At 56.7% G+C, this 22314-nt stretch carries 17 protein-coding genes; all 17 read left to right on the forward strand.

What is annotated here, in order from left to right; genetic code table 11:
- The 17 genes from aroE (at position 1) to waaF (BU251_RS00985) (ending at position 22061) form a co-directional block, all read left to right on the forward strand.
- Complete coding sequence (gene aroE, locus BU251_RS00905) at positions 1-852, forward strand: shikimate dehydrogenase (RefSeq protein ID WP_128699032.1); 852 nt, start codon at positions 1-3, stop codon at positions 850-852.
- Positions 845-1627, forward strand: coding sequence for a prepilin peptidase (locus tag BU251_RS00910; protein WP_228767820.1), 783 nt, complete (start codon positions 845-847; stop codon positions 1625-1627). Before aroE ends, BU251_RS00910 begins: the two co-directional genes overlap by 8 nt.
- A 132-nt stretch (positions 1628-1759) precedes the next feature.
- Positions 1760-2797: a chorismate synthase gene (locus BU251_RS00915; protein ID WP_164908794.1), complete on the forward strand. Its 1038-nt coding sequence runs from the start codon at positions 1760-1762 to the stop codon at positions 2795-2797.
- Positions 2798-3033: 236 nt separating this feature from the next.
- The gene (locus BU251_RS00920) at positions 3034-3546 is read left to right on the forward strand and encodes a shikimate kinase (RefSeq protein WP_164908795.1); all 513 of its coding nucleotides are present in this window, start codon (positions 3034-3036) and stop codon (positions 3544-3546) included.
- On the forward strand, positions 3533-4660 hold the full coding sequence (gene dprA, locus BU251_RS00925; protein WP_128699034.1) for a DNA-processing protein DprA: 1128 nt from the start codon (positions 3533-3535) through the stop codon (positions 4658-4660). Before BU251_RS00920 ends, dprA begins: the two co-directional genes overlap by 14 nt.
- Before the next feature lie 18 nt (positions 4661-4678).
- Positions 4679-6715 carry a type I DNA topoisomerase gene (gene topA / locus BU251_RS00930; RefSeq protein WP_128699035.1) on the forward strand — a complete coding sequence of 679 codons (2037 nt, stop codon included), beginning with the start codon at positions 4679-4681 and terminating at the stop codon, positions 6713-6715.
- A 63-nt stretch (positions 6716-6778) separates the two neighbouring features.
- Positions 6779-8644, forward strand: coding sequence for a bifunctional homocysteine S-methyltransferase/methylenetetrahydrofolate reductase (locus BU251_RS00935; RefSeq protein ID WP_128699036.1), 1866 nt, complete (start codon positions 6779-6781; stop codon positions 8642-8644).
- A complete protein-coding gene (rfaD, locus tag BU251_RS00940) occupies positions 8641-9603 on the forward strand; it encodes an ADP-glyceromanno-heptose 6-epimerase (RefSeq protein ID WP_128699037.1) in 963 nt (320 codons plus the stop codon). Before BU251_RS00935 ends, rfaD begins: the two co-directional genes overlap by 4 nt.
- 17 nt (positions 9604-9620) lie before the next feature.
- A complete protein-coding gene (gene xerC, locus BU251_RS00945) occupies positions 9621-10481 on the forward strand; it encodes a tyrosine recombinase XerC (protein ID WP_128699038.1) in 861 nt (286 codons plus the stop codon).
- A 47-nt stretch (positions 10482-10528) separates the two neighbouring features.
- Positions 10529-11839: a 3-deoxy-D-manno-octulosonic acid transferase gene (locus BU251_RS00950; protein ID WP_164908796.1), complete on the forward strand. Its 1311-nt coding sequence runs from the start codon at positions 10529-10531 to the stop codon at positions 11837-11839.
- Positions 11836-12924 carry a tetraacyldisaccharide 4'-kinase gene (gene lpxK, locus BU251_RS00955; RefSeq protein WP_128699040.1) on the forward strand — a complete coding sequence of 363 codons (1089 nt, stop codon included), beginning with the start codon at positions 11836-11838 and terminating at the stop codon, positions 12922-12924. Before BU251_RS00950 ends, lpxK begins: the two co-directional genes overlap by 4 nt.
- On the forward strand, positions 12893-14821 hold the full coding sequence (locus BU251_RS00960) for an ELM1/GtrOC1 family putative glycosyltransferase (RefSeq protein WP_164908797.1): 1929 nt from the start codon (positions 12893-12895) through the stop codon (positions 14819-14821). Before lpxK ends, BU251_RS00960 begins: the two co-directional genes overlap by 32 nt.
- A gap of 116 nt (positions 14822-14937) precedes the next feature.
- On the forward strand, positions 14938-17028 hold the full coding sequence (locus tag BU251_RS00965; RefSeq protein WP_128699042.1) for a glycosyltransferase family 9 protein: 2091 nt from the start codon (positions 14938-14940) through the stop codon (positions 17026-17028).
- Positions 17025-18122, forward strand: coding sequence for a glycosyltransferase family 4 protein (locus BU251_RS00970; RefSeq protein ID WP_128699043.1), 1098 nt, complete (start codon positions 17025-17027; stop codon positions 18120-18122). Before BU251_RS00965 ends, BU251_RS00970 begins: the two co-directional genes overlap by 4 nt.
- Positions 18119-18937: a polysaccharide deacetylase family protein gene (locus BU251_RS00975; protein WP_128699044.1), complete on the forward strand. Its 819-nt coding sequence runs from the start codon at positions 18119-18121 to the stop codon at positions 18935-18937. Before BU251_RS00970 ends, BU251_RS00975 begins: the two co-directional genes overlap by 4 nt.
- Positions 18934-20004, forward strand: a complete 1071-nt coding sequence (waaF, locus tag BU251_RS00980) for a lipopolysaccharide heptosyltransferase II (protein ID WP_128699045.1) — start codon at positions 18934-18936, stop codon at positions 20002-20004. The genes BU251_RS00975 and waaF (BU251_RS00980) overlap by 4 nt, the downstream gene beginning before the upstream one ends.
- On the forward strand, positions 19983-22061 hold the full coding sequence (waaF, locus tag BU251_RS00985; protein ID WP_128699046.1) for a lipopolysaccharide heptosyltransferase II: 2079 nt from the start codon (positions 19983-19985) through the stop codon (positions 22059-22061). Before waaF (BU251_RS00980) ends, waaF (BU251_RS00985) begins: the two co-directional genes overlap by 22 nt.
- Positions 22062-22314: the final 253 nt, after the last annotated feature.

Consider the following 22314-nt stretch of genomic DNA (forward strand, 5'->3'; position numbering starts at 1 on the left):
ATGATGACGGAAACCCGAAAGCTTTACGGTTTAATAGGCTGGCCTGTTAAACACAGCTATTCGGCTTTCATGCACAATGCCGCCTTTAAGCATTGCGGCATGGATGCTGTCTATGAGCTTTTTGAAGTTGCGCCAAAAGACCTGGATGTGTTCTTCAAAAAGACGGTTGTTGAGAAGAAGATCAGGGGGTTCAATGTCACCGTGCCCCATAAAGAGGCAGCCTTTTCTTTTTTAAAGCTAGCTGGCGCTCGTCTTGACGATACCGCACGGCGCATGGGATCCATTAACACGGTACGTTTAGATTCTGATGGGCAGTTTTCTGGTTTTAATACGGATGGTGTAGGCTTTATCAGAGATCTAAAAGAGCGCGGGTTTGATGTGAAAGGTAAAAAAGTTGCTTTTTTGGGCGCTGGCGGCGGCGCAAGGGCTTTGGCCGTTGCATTAAGGGATGCCGGGGCAGGAGAAGCGCTGGTTTATGATATCGATTCCATGAAAAAGGAAAATTTAACCATTCTTTACGGCAGAGACTTTGCAAGAGGGGCTGCAACGATAGAAGAGTTATGGCAAGAGGATGTAAACATTATCATCAACGCCACGCCCGTCGGCATGAAGCCCGGGGACCCCTTGCTCGTTAAAAAGGAATGGTTGGGGCCCGGTCTGTTTGTTTATGACTTGATTTACAATCCTGCCGAGACTAAACTATTAACGGCAGCGAAGGCTGCCGGATGTCAGACAGCCAATGGGTCGGGTATGCTTTTGTATCAAGGGGCATTGGCTTTTGAGCACTGGACAGGGAAGCCGGCGCCAGTTGAAGCGATGCGCCGGGCACTCAAGGAGGCGATGCGTGCTTGACGTGACGCAGATGGTATTTGTTTTTCTCTTTGCGGTCTGTATCGGCAGCTTCTTGAACGTCTGCATCTATCGCATGGGCCGCGAAGAGTCCATCATCACACCGGCCTCGCATTGCCCGTCCTGCAAACATCTCATCCGCTGGTACGACAATATTCCTTTGGTCAGCTATATCCTGTTGCGCGGGCGATGCCGCGATTGCCGCCAGCCAATCCCTTTTCGATATTTTCTGATCGAGCTTTTGACGGGCGTCCTTTTTTTGATGCTGTATCATCGTTTTGGGCTGGGTGTGCCGTTTTTTGTTTTTGCGGCCTTCGTCTGCGGCCTGATCGTCGCGACGTTCGTGGACATCGATTTCCGTATTATTCCCGACGAGATCAGTATCGGCGGCATTGCCGTCGGCCTCCTCGCCAGCATCATCTTTCCCCAGATCCACCATGCGGCGACACATTTGTTGGGACTAGGGGCATCGCTCTTGGGGATCGTCGTTGGCGGCGGGACGCTGTGGGTCCTCGGTTTGATCGGAGATTTCATTTTTAAAAAAGAGTCCATGGGCGGCGGGGACATCAAGCTTTTGGCGATGGTCGGCTCATTTTTGGGATGGCAGGCGGCCCTTCTGGCCCTTCCTTTGGCGTCTCTTTTTGGCGCCGTGGTCGGCATCATCATCAAACTGAAGACCAAGGAGAGCATGATCGCGTTCGGGCCGTATCTGGCGCTGGGCGCGTTGTTATGTCTATTCTGGATGGACCGTATCCTGGCATTTTTATTCGGCCTGTAGGTTCTATTATTATTGACTCCTCGCTTATACACTTGTAAATTTTTCCAGGACGAGTCGGAAAAATTTCCTGCGTAAGCTCGGAGTTGATTTTGCAAGGAAATTACCCATTATTAGCAAAATCAAGGAGATCATATGTTGAGATTTTTGACTGCGGGTGAGTCGCACGGCCGTTGCATGGTGGCGATCCTGGAAGGGATGCCGGCCGGCTTGAAGCTGGATTTAAAAGAGATGAACATGGAGCTCAAGCGCCGCCAGCTGGGTTATGGCCGCGGCGACCGCATGAAGATTGAAGGAGACAACGTCGAGATCCTCTCCGGCGTCAGGAACGGCCTGACCCTCGGCAGCCCCATAGGGCTTTACGTCAAAAACAACGATTTCCGCATCGATGAATTGATCGCGTTGACCAACCCTAGGCCGGGTCATGCGGACCTGGTCGGCTGCCTTAAATACGGCCATCAGGATATCCGTAATGTTTTAGAGAGGGCCAGCGCCCGCGAGACGGTCTGTCGCGTCGCCGTCGGATCGGTCTGCAAGCTTTTTTTGAAGGAGTTCGACATTTCGGTCTCAAGCGATGTCGTCATGATCGGCGGCGAGACGGACAAAGAGCGCATGAAGAAGAAGATCGACGCCGCGCGCAAGCACCTCGATACGGTGGGGGGCAGCTTTACCGTCACGGCCAAAGGGTTGCCGCCGGGAATCGGCAGTTATGCCGCTGCCGACCGCCGCCTGAACGCGCTTTTGGCCGGGGCTGTCATGTCGATCCCTGCCATCAAGGCCGTTGAGGTCGGCCTCGGCGTCGCCTATGCGCATGCCTTGGGCTCCAGGGTGCATGACGCCATTTATTACACGAAAGACAAGGGTTATTTCCGCCGGACGAACCATGCCGGAGGCATCGAAGGCGGCATGACGAACGGCGAACCTGTGGTTTTGAGATGCACCATGAAGCCGATCGCCACCATCGGCAAGCCCCTGGAATCCGTTGACATCGTGACCAAGAAGGCGGTCAAGGCGGCGGTGGAACGCTATGACACCTGCGCCGTGGAAGCGGCGGCGGTGGTCGCGGAGTCTGCCGTCGCCATTGTCCTGGCACAGGCATTTTTGGAAAAATTCGGCGGGGACAGCATCACGGAGACCAGGAGAAATTACAAAGGATATACGAGGTCTCTATAGTCCGCATATCTTCTGTGTTATGAGAAAGTTAGGGCCCTGGCGACGCGAGTTGCCGGGGCCTTTTATCGTCAGCGGCCCTCTTTGCGCCGGGCTATCGTTTTGCTCCCAAAACCCCATACAGAAGTAAGGAATTGATTGACCATCCTTACCTTATTATGATAAAATTCTTTCACTATGTCGTAGAAGCAGTAACGAAATATTCGGTCCTGTGGTCAAAAGAGGGGCACGGGGGTCAAATGAAAAATATTTACCTTGTAGGATTTATGGCTACGGGAAAGACCGCTGTGGCTAAAATTCTGGCCGGCCGCCTGAATTTGAAGCTTGTGGATATGGATGCCGAGATCGAAGCTCGGGAAAAGATGCCAATCAGCGAAATCTTCCGGCTTAAGGGGGAACCTTATTTCCGCGATCTCGAAAAGGGATTTATCAAGCGCCTGGCGCGCGGGGAAGGGCAGGCCGTTGCCTGCGGCGGAGGCGTGTTTGTCGACCCCGAGAATATCGGCACGATGAAGAAGAGCGGCGTTGTTATATGCTTGACGTCGAAGCCCGAGACGATCCTGCGGCGCACGGCCGCGGATGCCTCGCGTCCTTTGTTGAATGTCGCCGATCCCCAAAAGAAGATTGAGGAGCTTTTAGAGAAACGGCGGCCTTTTTATGCCCAGGCGCACCACACGATCGACTGCGACGCCTTGAGCGTCGAGGAGAGCGCGCAGGCGGTTTTAAACATTCTTCAGCATGAACGACTTTGAAGCCCTTGTATTATTGAATATGGTGAAGGGAATCGGCAGCATCCGTATGCGCAGGCTCCTGGATGCCTTCGGTTCTCCTGTGGATATTTTTAAGGCAGCGCCCCAGAAATTGGTCGAGGCGGCCGGCCTGACCCCTTTTCTGGCGCGCTTGGTTCTTGCGGCGCCCGGACAGATGGACCCCATTGCCGAGATCCGCAGGGCCGATGCGCTGGGCATCCGCATCATGAGCATCGCAGACGAGGATTATCCCGCAAGCCTGCGCGCGATCCCGGATCCGCCATGCATTCTTTATGTCAAAGGGGATCTTTTGCCGTGTGATGCTAATGCCTTGGCTGTCGTCGGTTCGCGCGGGGCGTCGCTCTACGGCCTTTCGAGCGCGAAGATGTTTGGTTCGCGGCTTTCCGAATACGGCCTGACGATCGTCTCCGGCCTGGCCCGGGGGATCGATACAGCCGCCCATCGGGCCGCGCTCGATGCCGGCGGCCGGACGATCGCCGTTTTGGGCAGCGGGTTGGAATGCATTTATCCGCCGGAGAATGAAGGAATGTTTTGCCAGATCGCCCGTGAAGGCGCCGTGGTATCGCAATTCCCTCTGCGCATGCCGCCCCTGCCGCAGAATTTTCCTATGCGCAACCGCATCATCAGCGGCCTGTCCAAAGGCGTTCTTGTCGTGGAGGCCTCGGCGAAGAGCGGCGCCTTGATCACGGCGCGCTGCGCGCTGGAACAGGGGCGGGAGGTCTTTGCTCTCCCCGGCGAGGTCGGCCGGGAGAACGCCTACGGGGTCAATGCCCTCATCAAGGACGGGGCATGTCTGGTGATGCGGCCCGAAGAGATATTGGAGACGCTCAAGCCGCTCTTGAGCTTTTCGTCGGGAGAATCCCGTCTCGAGGAGGAAACGTCTGCCGCAGGCGGGGACACATGGGACGAGGATGATCCCAGGGAGCACGTCCGGGATGTCTGGCAGTCTTTGGATGGAGAGCCCGCCCATATCGATAACATCGCGCAAAAAACAGGATTAAGCATTCCGGAGATCCTTTCGATCTTGGTCGAACTTGAACTCAAAGGGGTTGTCCGCAGATTTCCCGGTCAGTCGTTCACCAGGAATGCGAGTTGACGCCTAAAAAAGGGAGCCATGTCTAAAAAAGCCATTGTGATCGTAGAGTCGCCTGCCAAGGCCAGGACGATCTCCAAATTCCTCGGCAAGGATTTTTCCGTCGTCAGTTCCATGGGGCATATCGTGGACCTGCCGCAAAAGAAGCTGGGCGTGGAGATCGACAACGCATACAAGACGGAATACGTCGTCATCCCCGGCAAGAAGAAGCTCCTGGGCGAATTGAAAAAGACGGCCAAGGATGTGGACGCCGTTTATTTCGCGACCGACCCTGACCGGGAGGGCGAGGCGATTGGATGGAATCTGAAGGAATGGATGTCGTTAAAAAAACAGGAGGTCTACCGGGTCGAATTCCACGAGATCACGAAGTCGGCGATCGACGAGGCGTTCCGTTCGCCGCGCGCCTTTAACGAGGACCGCATCCGCGCCCAGCAGGCCCGGCGCATCCTCGACCGCATCGTCGGATATTTCCTGAGTCCTTTGTTATGGCGCAAGGTGACACGAGGCTTGAGCGCGGGCCGCGTCCAGTCGGTGGCCCTCCGGTTGATCGTCGAACGCGAAAAAGAGATCCGCGCCTTTGTGCCCCAGGAATACTGGAGCATCGACGCCGAATTCAAGAAAAAGGAGGGGGCGGCCAAAGACAAGAGGCCTTTCCGGGCGTCCTTGGAGAAGATCGACGACCAGAAGATACAGATCGCAAACGAAGCAGAGGCGCAAAAGATCGTTGCAGACCTTGCCGCCAAGGATTTCAAGGTCGAGAGCGTTGACAAGACGATGAAATCACGCTCTCCCCTGGCGCCGTTCATCACCAGCACCCTGCAGCAGGACGCCTTTAACAAGCTGCGGTATTCGGCGACCAAGACGATGTTCATCGCCCAGCAGCTCTATGAAGGCATCGAGGTGGGCGAGGAAGGCCCTGTGGGGTTGATCACCTATATGCGCACCGATTCGACGCAAGTGGCGCAGGTGGCTTTGAGCGAAGTCCGGTCTTTTATCTCTTCGGCATACGGCGCGCCCTATCTGCCCGATGCGCCGCGCGTTTATAAATCCAAAAAGCTGGCCCAGGAAGCCCATGAGGCCATCCGGCCGACCGGCGTCAAGCGTACGCCGAAAGACATGCAGGCGTACCTGACCCCTGAACAACTTAAACTATACGAGCTGATCTGGAAACGTTTCGTGGCGTCCCAGATGAACCCGGCGCAGATGGAGCAGACCTCGGTCGTGATCCGGGCGGACCGTTATGCCCTGAAGGCGACTGGCTCCCGGCTCATTTTTGACGGTTTCAGCGTTCTCTACAAGTCGGAGGATGATTCCGAGGAAGAGGCCAAAAAAGAGCTGCCTGCCTTGGCTGCGGCGGACGCCCTGACTCTGGTCACGCTTGAGCCGGGCCAGCACTTCACCAAGCCGCCGGCCCGCTACTCGGAAGGTTCGCTCATCAAGGCCCTCGAAGAAGACGGGGTGGGCCGCCCCAGCACCTACGCGCCGACGATCGCGACCGTCGTGTCGCGGGATTATGTCCGCCGGGAGAAGGGGTATCTCTTGCCGACGGACCTGGGCATCAAGGTGAGCGAATTATTGGTCAGCTATTTTCCTCAGGTCATGGACGTCTCCTTTACGGCGCACATGGAGGAAGAACTGGATATGATCGAGGACGGCAAGGCCGACTGGGTCAAGATCCTGAACGAATTCTATGCGCCATTCAAGGAGAAGCTGGATTTCGCGGCGCAGGACATCAAGAAAGAAGTCATCTACACCGATGAGATCTGCGACAAGTGCGGCAAGCCCATGGTCGTCAAATGGGGGCGCAAAGGCAAATTTTTGAGCTGTTCGGATTATCCTACCTGCAAAAACTCTAAGTCCATTTCTTCGGGCGTCAAATGCCCTGCCCCCGGCTGCGGAGGCGATCTCATCCTGCGGCGGTCCTATCGCGGCCGCTCGTTCTACGGTTGCAGCAATTATCCGAAGTGCACCTTCACGTCGCGCGACCTGCCTTCGACGGAAGAGACGCCGGCCGCGGATGCACAAGATAAGAACACTTTACCGCCGCAAGGCGATTGAAGGATCGTCCGTTTCTATCGCGGATGATTGCGAACATGTCCGCGTCAGCCGGTGTGGCGTCGTATGAAAACGAAAGACTTTAAAGAAATCCTGAAAACAAAAGTCCTGGTTTGCGATGGGGCCCTGGGGACCGTGTTCTATGAGAGGGGGCTATCGTCGGGCCGCCCCTGTGAATATCTCAATATCGCTCGTCCCGAGGCTGTCCTGGCCCTGCACCGGGAATATGTTGATGCCGGTTGCGATATCGTCCAGACCAATACATTCGCCGCCAATAAGGTCAGGCTTTCCGTCTACGGCCTTCAGAACGAAGCGGAAGCGATGAATCTGGCCGGCGCCAGGATTGCGCGGGAGGCGGCGGGGAACCGCGATATTTTTGTCGCCGGATCTATCGGCCCTTTGGGCCGTTTTCCCTTGGAACAGGATCTGTCGCAAGAAGATGTCCGCGCTATTTTTAAAGAACAGATATCGGCCCTGCTCGCCGGCGGGGTCGATATTTTCGTCCTCGAGACGTTTCAGAGCTTGAGGGAACTCCGTCTGGCTTTGGATGTCTGTCGTTCGGTTTCTTCGCTTCCGGTCGTCTGCCAAATGTCGTTTCAGGAAAACATGGGGACGGCTTTTGGGGAAGATATGCATCAGGTGGTCCGCGAATTGGAGGCGGGCGGCGCAGACGTCATCGGGGCCAATTGCGGCCTGGGTCCGGCGCATATCCTGGAAGCAGCCCGCCGTCTCGTTTCCTTGTCGTCCGGTTATGTTTCCGCCCAGCCGAACGCAGGCTATCCGCAAGTCGTCGAAGGCCGCACATATTATTTGACGACGCCGGACTATTTTGCCCAATACGCGTTGACCTTGAAGGAAATAGGCGTGAATATCATCGGGGGTTGCTGCGGGATCGCTCCCGCGCATATCCGTTTGGCGGCCCGCGCCGTCAAGGGAGCGGCTCCTATGAGCCGTTCCTCGGAGACCTTTATCCTGCACCAGCCCCGCATAGCGGGACGGGACAGGATTTCGCTATCCAGCGAGAAGAAATCGTCAGGCATCGCGGATCTTGTGGGCCGTGACCGTTTTACCGTGATTGCAGAGCTTCTGCCGCCGAAAAATGCGGACATCCGCAAGATGGAGGCTGCAGCTGATCTCTTAAAGGCGGGAGGCGCCGATGTGATCAGCGTGCCCGAGAATCCTTTGGGGCAGAGCCGCATGAGTTCTCTTATGGCCGCGGCTTGCGTGAAGGAACGGACAGGCCTGGAAGCCGTTTCTCATTTTACGTGCCGCGACCGTAATCTCATCGGTATCCAGTCGGATCTGCTGGGCGCCCATGCCCTGGGCCTGACAGGGCTTTTGGCGGTCACGGGGGATCCGGTAGGGCTCGGTTCCCATGGCAAGGCCACGAATGTCTATGATTTGAACGCCATCCAGCTTATCACGCTCATCGAGAACATGAACCGCCACATGGGGTTGAATATGTGCGTTGGGGCGGCTTTCAATCCCAATGCAAAAAATATCGACGCCCAGATATCTTATTTGCGGCGCAAGGTGGACGCCGGGGCCCGTTTTGTCATGACACAGCCCCTTTTTGAGGCCTCGAGGATTTTGGAAATCCACGATAGGATTAAATCCGCAGGCGTTCCTGTTTTTTACGGCGTTCTTCCTTTGGTCAGCAGCAAGAACGCGGAGTTTCTCCATAACGAAGTGCCGGGGATTTCCATCCCCGAGGAGATCCGCCGGCGCATGCGGATCGACGACAGGGAGATGGCGGTCCGGGAAGGCGAAGCGATCGCCATGGAGATCATCGAGTCTGTCCGCGGCCGCGTGAACGGGATATATCTTGTTTCTCCTTTTGGCCGCTATGACGTCAGCGCGCGTATCATCAAGGCCTTATCGGTCCGTCGGGATGCGCCGAGTTTCCCCGGACAAGCTGGAGGTGTTAAGTGATCATCGTGACTGGGGCCGCGGGTTTTATCGGAAGTTGTTTTTTAGAAAAGCTTAATCGTGAGGGGATCGACGATATCGTGGCGGTCGACAGGCTTGACGGATCGGATAAGTGGAGGGGCCTGGCGAACAAGCGGATCCAGGATTACCTCGACAAGGACGATCTTTTGGAGCGCATCCGTTCAAACCGCATGCCCCGCGTGCGTCAGATCGTCCACATGGGGGCGTGCAGTTCTACGACGTGCACGGACGCGCGTTACGTCATGGACAATAATTTTGCCTATTCCCGGGAACTGGCCCTCTGGGCGTTCCGCAGGAAGGTCCCTTTTTTGTACGCCTCTTCGGCGGCGACATACGGGGACGGGGAACTCGGCTTTGACGATGATCCCGCTTTGTTGACGAGATTGCGGCCGTTGAACATCTACGGCTACTCCAAGCATCTCTTCGACCTGTGGATCCGGGCCCATGGATATAGCCGCCGGGCCACGGGCCTGAAGTTTTTTAATGTATTCGGCCCCAACGAATATCACAAGGGAGATATGGCGAGTGTCTTATGCCGGCGTTTTGACGAGATCATGGCCGGAGGGGATTTCCGCCTTTTTAAGTCCTACCGCGCCGATTATAAGGACGGCGAGCAAAAGAGGGACTTTATTTATGTCAAGGACGCCGTCGAGGCGATGTTCTTCTTCATCGTCCACCCCGGCAAAACAGGCCTCTATAACCTGGGGACAGGCGAGGCGCGCAGCTGGAACGACTTGGCAAAGGCCCTCTTTGCGGCGCTGGGGCAGAAACCGAGGATCTTTTATATCGATATGCCCGAAGAACTCAGGGGCCGTTATCAATATTTTACCCAGGCCAGGATGGACCGATTGCGAAAAGCCGGCTTCAAGACGTCTTTCCGTTCTTTGGAGGAATCCGTAGCCGACTATGCCGGCTATCTGAAGGGCAAGACATATTTGTGATGTTCTAAGGAATAGCCATGGAACGCCATATCGACAAATTTTTGCGGTATCTGGAGATCGAGAGGAATGCCTCGATCCATACGATCAAGAACTACACGACCGATCTCCATGAGTTCGGCATCTTCTTGAAGGACGCGCCTGTCGAGAGCGTGGATTATCTGACGATCCGCCGTTTCCTGGCCCATCTCAAGGAACGCAATCTGACGTCGCGCAGCACGGCGCGCAAACTCTCGTCCTTGCGCAGTTTTTTTAAGTTTCTCGTCAAAGACGGTTACCTGAAGGTGAATCCTACGGATGCCGTGGCATCTCCCAAGCAGGAAAAGACCCTGCCGAAGTTCCTGAGCGAGACGGACGTCGTCAGCCTGATCGAGGCGCCGGACGAAGCGACGGTGCGCGGTCTCAGGGACCGGGCGATGCTGGAAACCCTTTATTCTACGGGGATGAGGATTTCGGAGCTGGTGGGCCTCCGGGAAGACGATATCGATTTTATCGGCGGGACTGTCAAGGTCTATGGCAAGGGAAAGAAGGAAAGATTGCTGCCTATCGGCGACCGGGCCCTGAAGGCCATCCGCAATTATCTTCGCAAGCGCAACGCCGTATCACGGGCCGTTTTTTTGAATAAGAACAAAAAGACGCTCGGCGCGCGGGGGTTCCGCAAGATCCTCGACAAATATGTCCGCCAGGCGAGCCTCAAAGAGCATATATCGCCGCACACCCTGCGTCATTCGTTCGCAACCCACCTGTTGAACCGCGGGGCGGATCTGCGTTCGGTCCAGGAGCTCCTGGGGCACGCGAACCTTTCGACGACACAGATATACACGCACTTAACGACCGAGAAACTCAAGAGCGTCTACGAAAAAGCGCACCCGCGCGCTTAAAAGGGCTTGTCCCGTCAGAGAACGAGGTTCTCTCGCGGGGCGGGGGCGTGGGTTATCCGCCGGTTCAGGGGATTGTGGATGCAAAAACAGCCATGATTTATTTTCTCTACGATATTCTTTTAGCCATTGCGGCCCTTGTCTATTTGCCGTTTTATGCGGTGCGGGGGCGGGTCCATGGCCGGATCCTGGATCGTATCGGCATCTTTTGCGCCGACGATTGGCAGGTCCCCGAGGATAAGAAGACGATTTGGATCCATGCCGTCAGCGTCGGAGAAGCTAGGGCCACGGAGTCCCTTGTGCGGTTTTTCCGCAGCCGGTGGCCGCAAACACGGATCGTCGTTTCGACGGTCACCCCTACGGGTTACGGGATCCTCAAGAAGGTTTTGAAAGACAATGAGCTTGCCGTTTTTGCGCCTCTGGATCTTTCGTGGGTCGTCAGGAAATTCTTAAAGGTGCTGCGGCCGTCTCTCGTCGTCATTATGGAGACCGAGCTTTGGCCCAACCTGATCCGTCTGAGTTCTGCCGCGGGTGCCCGTGTCGTGATCGTCAACGGCCGCATATCCGACAGGTCCTTCGCCGGTTATAAGAGGCTTTCCTGGTTGGTGGGGCCTGTCTTGAAGCTTATCGGTCTTTTCTGCATGCAGAGCCGTGAATCCGCCGACAGGATTGTCGCGATGGGCGCCGATCCCGGGCGGGTGCACGTCATGGGCAATATCAAATTTGATATCAGCAGCGATTTTTCCAGGCCGGCGTTCCTGAAGAAGCTGCGTGCGTTGGCTCCAAACCAGATGCTGTGGGTCGCCGGGTCGACCCATGAGAACGAAGAAGAGATGCTTCTGGGGATTTACAAGTCTTTGCGCAAGGATTTTGCCGGCCTGCGCCTGGTGATTGCGCCGCGGCATTTGGAGAGGATCGATAAGATCCGCAGGCTCATACGCGTCAATGGCCTGGAAGCGGTGCTCGTGTCGCGGTTGGATAATTTGCAGAGCGGGCAAGTGGCCCTTTTGGATACGATGGGCGATCTCACGGCGCTTTATGAGCTGGCGGATGTTGTTTTTGTCGGCGGCAGCCTCGTCAACAAAGGCGGACATAACCCCATCGAACCGGCTGTTTTCGGCAAGCCGGTCCTTTTCGGCAAGCACATGGATAATTTCAGGGAGGTCCGCGATATTTTTGTCCGTCAGGGGGCTGCGCTGGAGGTGGGGACGGTGCAAGACCTGGAATATGAATTGCGTCGTCTTCTGGCGAGTCCCGCCGAACGCAAGACGCTTGGCGAAAAGGCCCGCGAGCTTCTGAGCCAGAACAGGGGCGCGACGGAACGCACGGTCTCTGAGATCGCCAGGGAGATGGACCTATGAAGGGGCTTGAGTCTTTTTACGGCCGCGGCCGCATCACGGCGATATATATCCTGTTATTTCCTCTTCTCGCGGTTCTTTCCTGTGTTTACGGCGTTGCCGTCGTCGGAGCTGCATGGCTCTATCGTCGAGGAGTGCTGGCATCATTGCGGCCGCGGAATCCCGTGGTCAGCATCGGCAATATCACCCTTGGGGGGAGCGGCAAGACCCCTTTGACCGAATATGCGGCGGTCCAGTTGCTTAAAGCCGGCTGTCCCTGCGCCGTGCTTCTGCGCGGCTACGGCCGGCCGTCAAAGGGGAAAGGTATCGCGTCCGGCGGTTATGAAGCGCTGGGAGACGAGGGGGGCATGATCCTGGAGAACGTCGGCGGCAAGCTGCAAGTGTTGGCCGGCCGCGACCGCGCGCTTCTCGTGCGGCGGCTTGAGGCCGATGGTTTTCGCGGCACGATCATTCTGGACGACGGGTTTCAGCACTGGCGCGTCAGGCGGGATTGCGATATCGTCGCCCTGGACGCCGGCCGTCCTTTCGGCAACGGCTTATTGTTGCCTGCCGGCCACCTGCGTGAACCCAAAGGCGCTTTGAGGCGCGCTTCCATTTTTTGTTTGACGCGTTGCGACCAGGCCGGGTATAGAGCCGTCGAGACCCTGAAGCGGACGCTCCTGCGGCTGAACCCGGCGGCCTTGGTCGTTGAGACGGTGCACGAGCCGATCGGCCTTTACGATCTGAAGATCAAGACCGGGTTCGAAACGAATGTTCTTCGGGATGCGTCCGTCGGCCTCGTCTGCGGCATTGCCCAGCCCGGCTCTTTTGAAAAGACAGTCGCCGGCCTCGGCGGTAAGGTTGTTTCCAGGGCGTTCTTCAGGGACCATCATGTCTACAGCGCGGGCGAACTGTCGTTGTGCTGCCGCCGGGCCAGGGAGGCAGGAGCGTCCTTGATGGTGACCACCCAGAAAGATGCCCAGCGTCTGGAGCAGCTTGCGCGCGCCGCGGACCTGGGCATGGATATCCTCGTATTGAAAATAGGCATACGTATCGTAAAGAATGAGGCAGAATTCAATGCTCGACTTCGTTCTCTATATCCTTTTTAGGTCGTGGGTGGGGGTCATGCGGCTCTTGCCGCTCGAGGCGTGGCTGGCGGCAGCCAGGCTTGCGGCAGATATTTATCGCGTGCTGGACGGCCGTAGGCGCCGGCGCGCCGCCATCCATATCAAGATGGCGTTCCCGGACAAGACCTTTTTGGAACGCAAGCGGATCCTTGTCGCCATGTACCGGAATTTCGCGCAGAATATCGTCGAGACGCTATATCTGCCTTATATGGACGCGGCCTTTATGCGGCGGCATGTCGCGATTTCCGGCTGGGGTATTTTTCAGGAAGCCGAGGCCAAAGGTAAGGGGGTCGTGTTTCTGGGATGCCATGCAGGCAGCTGGGAATTGTCGAATATCGCCTGCGCCTTTTTGATCGGCAGCGGCCGCTATGCCATGCTGGCGCGGCCTCAAGGGAAGACAAAGAAGATCGATGCGTTCCTGAACGATTTGCGCACCTCCAAGGGGTGCGGCGTCATCCGCGTCAATGAACTGAAAAAAATGGTCGAGCACCTTTCACAAAACAAGGTCCTTGGTTCAGTGGCGGACCACGGCGGGCGTGAAGGCGTGCTGGTCCCGTTTTTCGGAAAGACAGCCAAGACGCCGACGGGGACGGTCAAGCTCGCCAAGAAGCTGGGGGCGCCTGTCATTCTGGCTTTCATGCATCGCCGCCGCGGCGCCGAGCACGAGATGTTCCTGGAGGCTTTCCATCCTTCCAGCGGCGCCAGCGACGAGAAGAGCCTCGCCGCCGACCTGGCCGCTATCAATGCCGTCTTCGAGAAATGGATCCGTCTCTATCCCGAAGAGTATCTTTGGTTCTACCGGAGATGGAAGTATTCCTCCCAGCGCCGCGTCCTTATTTTGAGCGACGGCAAAGCCGGCCACGTCAAGCAATCCCAGGCCCTGGCCGGCATGGTCCGCGATCTGGGTTTTGAGACCGAGATCCGCACGACTGAGGTGCGATTCAAGACGCGGACCGCGTCTACGGCACTTGCCGTCATCGCCCGTATTTTGGGGGCTGGCGCGGCACGGACCTGTCTGCGTTTTTTTCTGGAAGGGCGGACATACGACGACATCAGCCGGGAAGTTTTTGACCTTGTGGTGTCCGCCGGTTCTTCTCTGGCCGCCGTCAATATCGCCGTGGCGCATGAAAACGATGCGGCGTCGGTCGCGATCATGAAACCGGGCCTGCTGCGTTATGGGCAGCTGGATCTTGTGGTGATGCCCGAGCATGACCGGCCGCCGAAAAAGAAGAATGTGGCGGTTATCGTAGGTTCCCTCAACAGTGTCTCGGCGGAATCCATGAAGAAGGATTATGAGATGCTTTTGAGTCGGCGGTCGCAGATGGCAGCGGCAGGGCGTGCCGGAAGTCCGAAGATCGGCCTCCTTGTTGGCGGCGACTCCAGGCATTACGTCATCAGAGAACCCGTGGCCGATATTCTTGTCGCGCAACTGCGGCGCATCCTGGAGGAGACAGGGGCTTATCTTTTTGTCACGACTTCGCGCAGGACGGCCGGGCCTGTTGTGCGGATATTGCGCGAGGCCTTCGCTTCCCAGGATAACTGCAAACTATTCGTCGATGCGGCCCAGGATAATCCGCCGGGGACCGTAGGCGGCATTCTCTGCGCCAGCGATATTCTTGTTGTTTCCGGTGAGAGCATTTCCATGGTTTCAGAGGCCGTCGCCAGCGCCAAACCTGTCGTCGTTTTTGAGCCGCAACGTCTCACAGAGCGCAATAAGGTTCGCAGGTTCCTTGAAAAAATGCAGGCGGACGGCCGTATTTATTTGGTTAAAACTCCCGGGATTTATGATAAGCTATCTTGGATTATCGGGACAAAACCCGTTGCCGCCAAGCTAGATACGCGGACTGGCGTTATTGAAGCCCTGAAAAAACTTATTTAATAATCAAATGACAAGATGCAATAACCCGGCATACCTTTTTATTGTTATTATGTTTGGATATTGGGAGTTGGATGTTGTGATTTGTTTGATGCTTGTTTCTTGATTATTGGTGATTGATGAATATTCTGCAGATCTTGCCGCAGCTGAACGTCGGAGGAGTCGAGACAGGGACGATCGACCTGGCCAAATATCTGGTCAGGCACGGCCATCGTTGTGTCGTCGTTTCCGCAGGAGGCAGCCTGGTCGAAGAGCTCCGGGAGGCAGGCATCTCTCATTATGAGCTTCCCGTGGAGAACAAAGCCTTCTGGGTGATGTTCAAGGCTGCCGCTGAACTCAGCCGGATCATCGAGGGAGAAAAGATCGATGTCGTCCACGCCCGTTCGCGCGTGCCGGCGTGGGTTGGTTTCATGGCTTGCCGCAAGACGGGCGCCGCGTTCGTCACGACGGCGCATGGGCATTACAGCCGGCATATTTTCAGCTATATGATGGGGTGGGGGAAGTATACGATCGTGCCGAGCTCTGTGATAGGCAAGCATATGATGGAAGATTTCGGCGTTCCCTTGGCCAACATCCGTCTTATCCCGCGCAGCGTGGATTTGGAGAGGTTCGCATTCCGCGGCCCGCGGGTCCGCCGGGAGAAGGAATTCGTCGTCGGCGTTATCGGACGTATCACGCCGATCAAGGGGCAGATCTACTTTCTGAAGGCGATGGCACGCATCCTGCGTTCGGCGCCTTATGTCAAGGGATGCATCGTCGGCAGCGTCTCTCCGGGCAAAGGCAATTATATGGAAGAGCTTGAAGTCTGGACACGTCGTCTGGGATTGTCAGGGGCGGTGAGTTTTTTAGGCAACAGGCGCGACGTCCCGGAAGTCCTCAAAGGGCTGGACGCCCTGATCATGCCTTCCATTGCCGAAGAGTCTTTCGGCCGCGTCGTCGTTGAGGCGCAGGCCGTCGGCGTGCCGGTGATCGCCTCCCGTGTCGGCGGTGTCGTCGAGATCATCGAAGACGGCCGGGACGGTCTTTTGGTTTTTCCCAAAGACGACGAGGCGATGGCGCAGGCCGTCCTCAGGTTGATCGGCGATCCGGCCTTAGCCGGGCGCCTGGCAGACGCTGGCCGCAGGAAGGTTGAGGAGAGGTATTCCCTGGAGAAAATGGCCTCAGATACCCTCGCCGTCTATGAGGAGGCCGTGAGCATCAAGCGCATCCTTGTCATAAAATTCAGCGCCGTAGGTGACGCGATCCTGGCGGTCCCATCGCTAAAGGCGCTCAAGAAAAAATATCCCCTCTCGCATTTGGTTTGTCTGACAGGGGCGCCGGCGGCGGAGGTCCTCGAGCGGTGTCCTTTTATCGACGAGCTTCTCGTCTCTGATTTTAAAGGCAAAGACAAAGGATGGAGAGGATTCGGACGCCTGGTCCGCAAGCTTCTTGCCAGGAGATTCGATTATGTCGTCGATCTCCAGAACAACAGGAAAAGCCATATGCTGAGTTATGCCACGATGAGTCCCCATCGTTACGGTTACGATAACGGAAAATTCAGTTTTCTTTTGAACCATCGCGTCAAAGGCGCCAGGGACCTGATGGCGCCCGTGGAACACCAGTTTCGCGTGCTGGACATGATGGATGTCGCCTACGACGGCGAGACGCTGGACTTGTGGCCGTCGCCGCAGGATGAGGCCTTTGCGGAGTATTTCTTAAAGGAACACGCGGCAGAAGGCAGGTCCGTCATAGGTATCAATATCGGCGCAAGTCCCCGCTGGCAATCAAAGCGCTGGATCGCTTCGCGGTTTGCCAGGCTTTGTGACGCCCTGGAAGAGAAAGGCAACCGCGTGGTCTTGACGGGCGCCGCAAGCGATGCGGCCTTCGCCAAGAAAATCCTGGAAACGGCCAAAAGCCGCCCCGCCTGCGCCGTCGCACAGACAACGATCATGCAGTTGGCGGCCCTCATCGGACGATGTCAGGTTTATGTGACGGGCGATTCCGCTCCCATGCACGTCGCCGCGGCCATGCATGTTCCTTTTGTGGCGCTCTTCGGGCCGACGGATCCCCGGAGGCACCTGCCGTCGGGTGCGCGTTGCGTCGCGCTCCAAAAGGGGTGCCGGCCGTGCTATCGGGATATGTGTGCTAAAAAAACGCATCCGTGCATGAAGGGGATCCTTGTGGAAGACGTCCTTGCGGCCATCGGACAATTTGCAGGGGATCCGGTATGAATGTCTTGATTTTGACCAATCATCTCAATTTCGGCGGCGTCAGCGTCTATGCGCATCAGCTGGCTGCCCTGCTTGTCCGCAAATACGGGGCGAAGGTTTTTATCGGCTCGCGCGGGGGGGACCTGGAAACAGAGCTTGAGCGCGACGGCATCAAGCATATCCGCCTGCCGTTGACGACCAAGTGCGAAGTGAGCCCCAAGGTTTTTGTGTCGGCGCTCAGGCTCAGGGGGCTGGTTCGGCGCGAGAAGATCGACGTGATCCATGCCAATACCCGTGTCACGCAAGTCTTGGGGGCCTTGGTGTCCCTGCTGACCCGCAGGCCCATGGTGACGACATGCCACGGGTATTTCAAAAGGCGCTTGGGCCGCGTGCTCATGCCGTGCTGGGGCCGCCGGGTGATCGCTATCAGCGACCAGGTTTGGGACCACCTGGCCTATGATTTCGACGTACCGGCCGACAGGATCGATCTGGTCTATAATGGCATCGATCCGCAGCGGTTCGTCCCGCATGGCGCCGCCGAGATCGCCGCGCAAAAACAGGCGTGGGGGGTCGAGACGGATAAGAAGGTGATCGGCCATATCGGCCGGCTTTCTTCCGTCAAGGGACAGAAATACATGCTGTTGGCGGCCGGTATTCTTCGGGGCCGGCATCCGGAGTTTCGGTGGGTGATTGTCGGCGACGGAAAGGAAGAAGTGCATCTGCGGAAACTCATTGCCGAAAAGAAGATCGGAGATATCGTGCGTTTGTGTCCGTCGGCGGGTAATACATCTCTGGCGCTGGCCGCCATGGATGTTTTTGTCATGCCTTCCCTGCAGGAAGGGCTGGGGATCTCGATCTTGGAGGCCCATGCCCAGGGTGTGCCTGTTGTGGCGTCGCGCGTCGGGGGGATCCCGACGGTCATCGAAGACGGCGTTACGGGGCTCTTGGTTTCGCCGGGCGATCCTCCGGCTATTGCGGCCGCTGTTGAAAAATTACTGGAGGACCGTTCTCTGGTAGAGGCGATCGCCTCCAGGGCCCAAAAGAGGGTCGCCGAAGCATTTACGCTGGATTCCATGACGCAAAAGACCCAGGCCGTCTATCAATCCGTATTATGAAAAAGATTCTGGCGCGGGCCGCTGTTTATCTGCTTGTTTTTGTCCTGACGGGGTTCGTCGTTTTCTGTGCGAACATCTTTTATGGCGGCCCCAGCGCCGCGATCCTGATGTATCATAGTGTCGGCGCTCCCAACGGTCAGACGACCTGTCTGGATGTTTCAGAGCAAGATTTCGCGCGCCAGATGGCGTTTTTGCACGCCCGCGGGTTTCGTGTGATCCGTCTTACTGATCTGGCCGTTCTCTTGAGACGGGGAGAAAAGGTGAGGGCAGGGACGGTCGTGATCACCTTTGACGACGGCTACGATAATAATTACACCAAGGCTTTTCCGATCCTGAAAAAATACGGTTTTCCTGCGACGATATTCGTGATTGCCGGCCGTCTGGGAAAAGATTATGATGTGGCCAAGGGGGTCCCGGGCCGTATCGTGACGCCGCAGATGATGCAGGAAATGGTCGCCTCCGGACTTATTGATATCGGTTCCCACACGACAAGCCATTATTATCTGCCTGATGTCCGCGACGCATCTCTTCTCTGGGAGGAGCTTCGCGGTTCCAAGACATTCTTGGAGGCGGTCGTCGGAGCGCCCGTCGCTTCTTTGTCGTATCCCCTCGGAGGCTATAGGCGCTCAACCGAGGAAATGGCGCGCCGGGCGGGTTACGAGGCGGCTGTCACAACCAGCAAGAAGGACGGCGGCAGCGATACGGATCTTTTCGCTCTCAGGCGCATCAGGACTTCGAAGTCTTCGCGCCATATGTTTATATTTTTCCTGGAGGCCAGCGGCTATTATCCGCGTCTGAAAGGACTTTCGCGATGAACATATTCCGAAAGAAACAATCGCCATTTTCCGCCCAGGAACGCATCGTGATCGTCGAGGTCAATTGGCTGGGGGATGTCCTTTTTTCGACGCCGGCCATCCGGGCGATCCGCAAGAAGCATCCCGGCGCCTACATTGCCGCCCTGGTGGTGCCGCGCTGCAAGGTCCTCCTTTTGGGCAACAATTATCTTGACGAGGTGATCGCCTTGGATGAGGAAGGACGTTACAAGGGGTTCGGCGGCAAATTGCGGCTTGCCCGGGATCTCAAGGTCAGGCATTTTAACATCGCTTATATCTTCCGTCCGTCCCTGACACGGACGCTGTGTCTCTTTTTGGCGGGCGTGCGCCGGCGCATCGGCTTCGCCACGAAAAAGACGGCTTTCCTCTTGACGGAGAGGGTCATTTTTCCGAAAGACAAGATGCACCGCGCCGATGTTTATTATTATCTCGTCACGGGCTCCAGGATCCCATCCGGCGAGCGTTATTGCGATTATTTCGTTTCTCCCGATGACAGGGATTTTATTGAGGATTTCTTGAGGAAGCACCGTCTGGGGCAGGAGAAGAACCTTGTTACGCTCCACGTGGGCGGCAATTGGGATCTTAAACGTTGGCCGAAGGAGCGTTTTGCGCAGTTGATCGATGTCCTGAAGGAAAACTACCAGATGGATGTGGTCATCTCGGGGGCTTACAGCGAATACGGTCTGGCGGAAGGGATCGCTTCCCTGACGCGCTCCAAACCGTTTATCGCCTGCGGATTGACGACGCTCAAGCAGCTGGGCGTCCTTTTCCAGAAGAGCAGCATCGTGATCTCTGCGGATTCCGGCCCTCTGCATGTGGCCGCCGCCGTCGGGGCGCGCGTCTTGTCTCTTTACGGCCCGACCTCGCCGGAATTAACGGGTCCCTTGAGCCGCGACGAACTGCCGATCCTGTGCGGACGCCAGGCCCCTGCCTGCCAGGTCCCATGTTATAACCTGGAATGCAAGGATAATGTGTGCATGAGTTCGATCACCGTCGAACAAGTTGTCGGCGAATTGGAGAAGCGCGGATGGCTGAAGGCCAGGCAGTAAAGAAGATCCTTTACATGACCATGAGCAACCTCGGCGACGCCGTGATGGGGTTGCCGGCTTTTGATTTCCTCAGACGAGAGTGTCCGGCGGCGCGCATCACCGTTGTCGCCGCGCCGCGCACTAAGGGTCTTTTTGAACACCATCCCGATGCGGCGGAGCTGATCGTTTTTGATAAGCATGCCCCGCTTAAAGAGAAGATCGCGCTCTACCGGAGGCTGAAAAAAGAGGGATTCGATGTCGTTGTCGACCTCAAAAATACTTTCTACCGTTGGGCCCTGAGGTCCCGCTACAAAAACTCCCTGCACAACCGTTATCCTTCCTGGGTCGTGCATTTTTATCAGAAGCATCTCTTTAAGGCCGTCAGCGCTCTGCGGGGGCCGGCTGTCAGCGCCGATGAATTCAAGGAGCTGGACGGTCCCCGCAACCCGTCTTTTATCGCCCACAAGGATAGCGACGCCCTCTTGGAGCTGTTGAAACAGGAAGGGATGGGCGTCGGCGATGAATTTGTCCTGATTGTGCCCGGGGCGCGCAGCAGCCTTAAACAGTGGTCCGCCGGCGGGTATGCAGAGGTGGTCGGGGAGTTCCAAAAAAAGTATGGCAAGACGGTCGTCGTGGCCGGCGACAAGGGCGATGAGGTCTTTGTCGGCGAGATCTGCGCGCGGGCCTCGTTGCCCGTCGTCAATCTCTGCGGCCGCACGAACCTGGGAATGCTTTGCGCGCTGATCATGCGTGCCGAGATGGTCGTCGGAAGCGACTCAGGCGCCCTCCAGATCGCAAGCTACCTCGACCGCCCCGTCATCGGCATCTATGGCCCGACGGACGAACGTCTTTATGGGCCGTGGTCGTCCCGCAGCATTGCCGTACGCAAGAACGTTCTTTGCGGACCTTGTTCTCGGGCCGCCTGCGCCACAGGGGGCCACGCCTGCATCCAGACCATAACGCCTTTTGATGTGCTCCTGGCCGTACGGTTGATGATGGAAGGTAAGGAGGAGAGGTTTTGCCGGGAGCGCTACAAGCGGATCCTCGTTGTGCGCACGGACAGGATCGGCGATGTGGTCCTTTCGACGCCCGTGGTCAAGGTTCTGCGCGAGCATTTTCCTTCGAGCTTCATCGCGATGATGGTCGCCCCCTACACCCGCGAGATCGTGGAGGGCAATCCCTATCTGGACCAGGTGATCGTGTTTGACAAGGACCGGGCCCAGCGGGGTTTCTGGTCGACGCTGGCGTTCAGCCGTTATCTGGCGCGTCTGTCTTTCGATGCCGCCATCGTATTGCATCCGACGCTGCGCGTTCATTTGTTGATGTTTTTGGCCGGCATCGGCGAGCGCATTGGTTATGACCGCAAAGGGGCCTATTTCCTGACACAGGCCTTGCCGCACAAAAAGCAGGAAGGGACCAAGCACGAGGTCGAGTATAATTTCGATCTCCTCAAGGTGCTGGAGATCGGCGATGTTTCGCAGGAGCTTTACATGCCCTTGAAACAGGAATCGGATGAATTTGTTGCCGATTTCTTGATGCGTCTGGGCGTCGGCCAAAAGGATCGTCTGGTCGCCGTCAATCCGGCGGCCAGCTGTCCTTCCAAGCTCTGGCCGGTGCAGAAGTTTGCCGGCCTGATCGACAGGATCCAGAAAGAACTCGGCATCAAGGTTATGGTGGTCGCCGATGCCGCCCACCGGTCTGTTTCCGAACAAATATTCAATCTGGTCCGGACCCATCCCTTGGACGGATCTGGGCAGTTTTCTCTTTCCCGGCTGGCCAGTCTTTTCAAACGTTGCGATCTTTTGATTTCCAATGATTCCGGGCCTGTGCATATTGCCGTTGCCGTCGGGACGCCTGTCATTTCCATCTTCGGCCGCAACCAGGCGGGGCTGAGTCCGCGCCGCTGGGGGCCTATCGGTCCTCGCGACGTCGTGGTGCATAATCCCCAGCCATGCTTCCCATGTTTGGCCCACGATTGCCGCAAAGGCTTTGCTTGTCTTGATTCGGTTGGTATCGAAGAAGTGATGGGACATGCGCGAAGGATTTTGAGGGAAGGGAAGGCAGGAAAGGCAAATTAACTTGTCCCTCACGTCTAATCACTTGGAAATTTCCTGCTAGGGTCAGGTCTGGCAGCGATCCGGAAAAATTTCCTGCTTGGCAAAACAGAGTTTTGCCGAAGCTGCGGAGTTGATTTTGAGAGGAAAAGGCCTGTAATGGGCAAAATGGAAGAATAAACGTTACTCCTTGCTTATGCGCTTGTAAATTTTTCCAGGGCGATCCGGAAAAATTTCCTGCGCAAGCTGCGGAGTTGATTTTGAGAGGAAAAGGCCT

This window comes from Candidatus Velamenicoccus archaeovorus, from assembly GCF_004102945.1.
Classification (GTDB): Bacteria; Omnitrophota; Gorgyraeia; order Velamenicoccales; family Velamenicoccaceae; genus Velamenicoccus; species Velamenicoccus archaeovorus.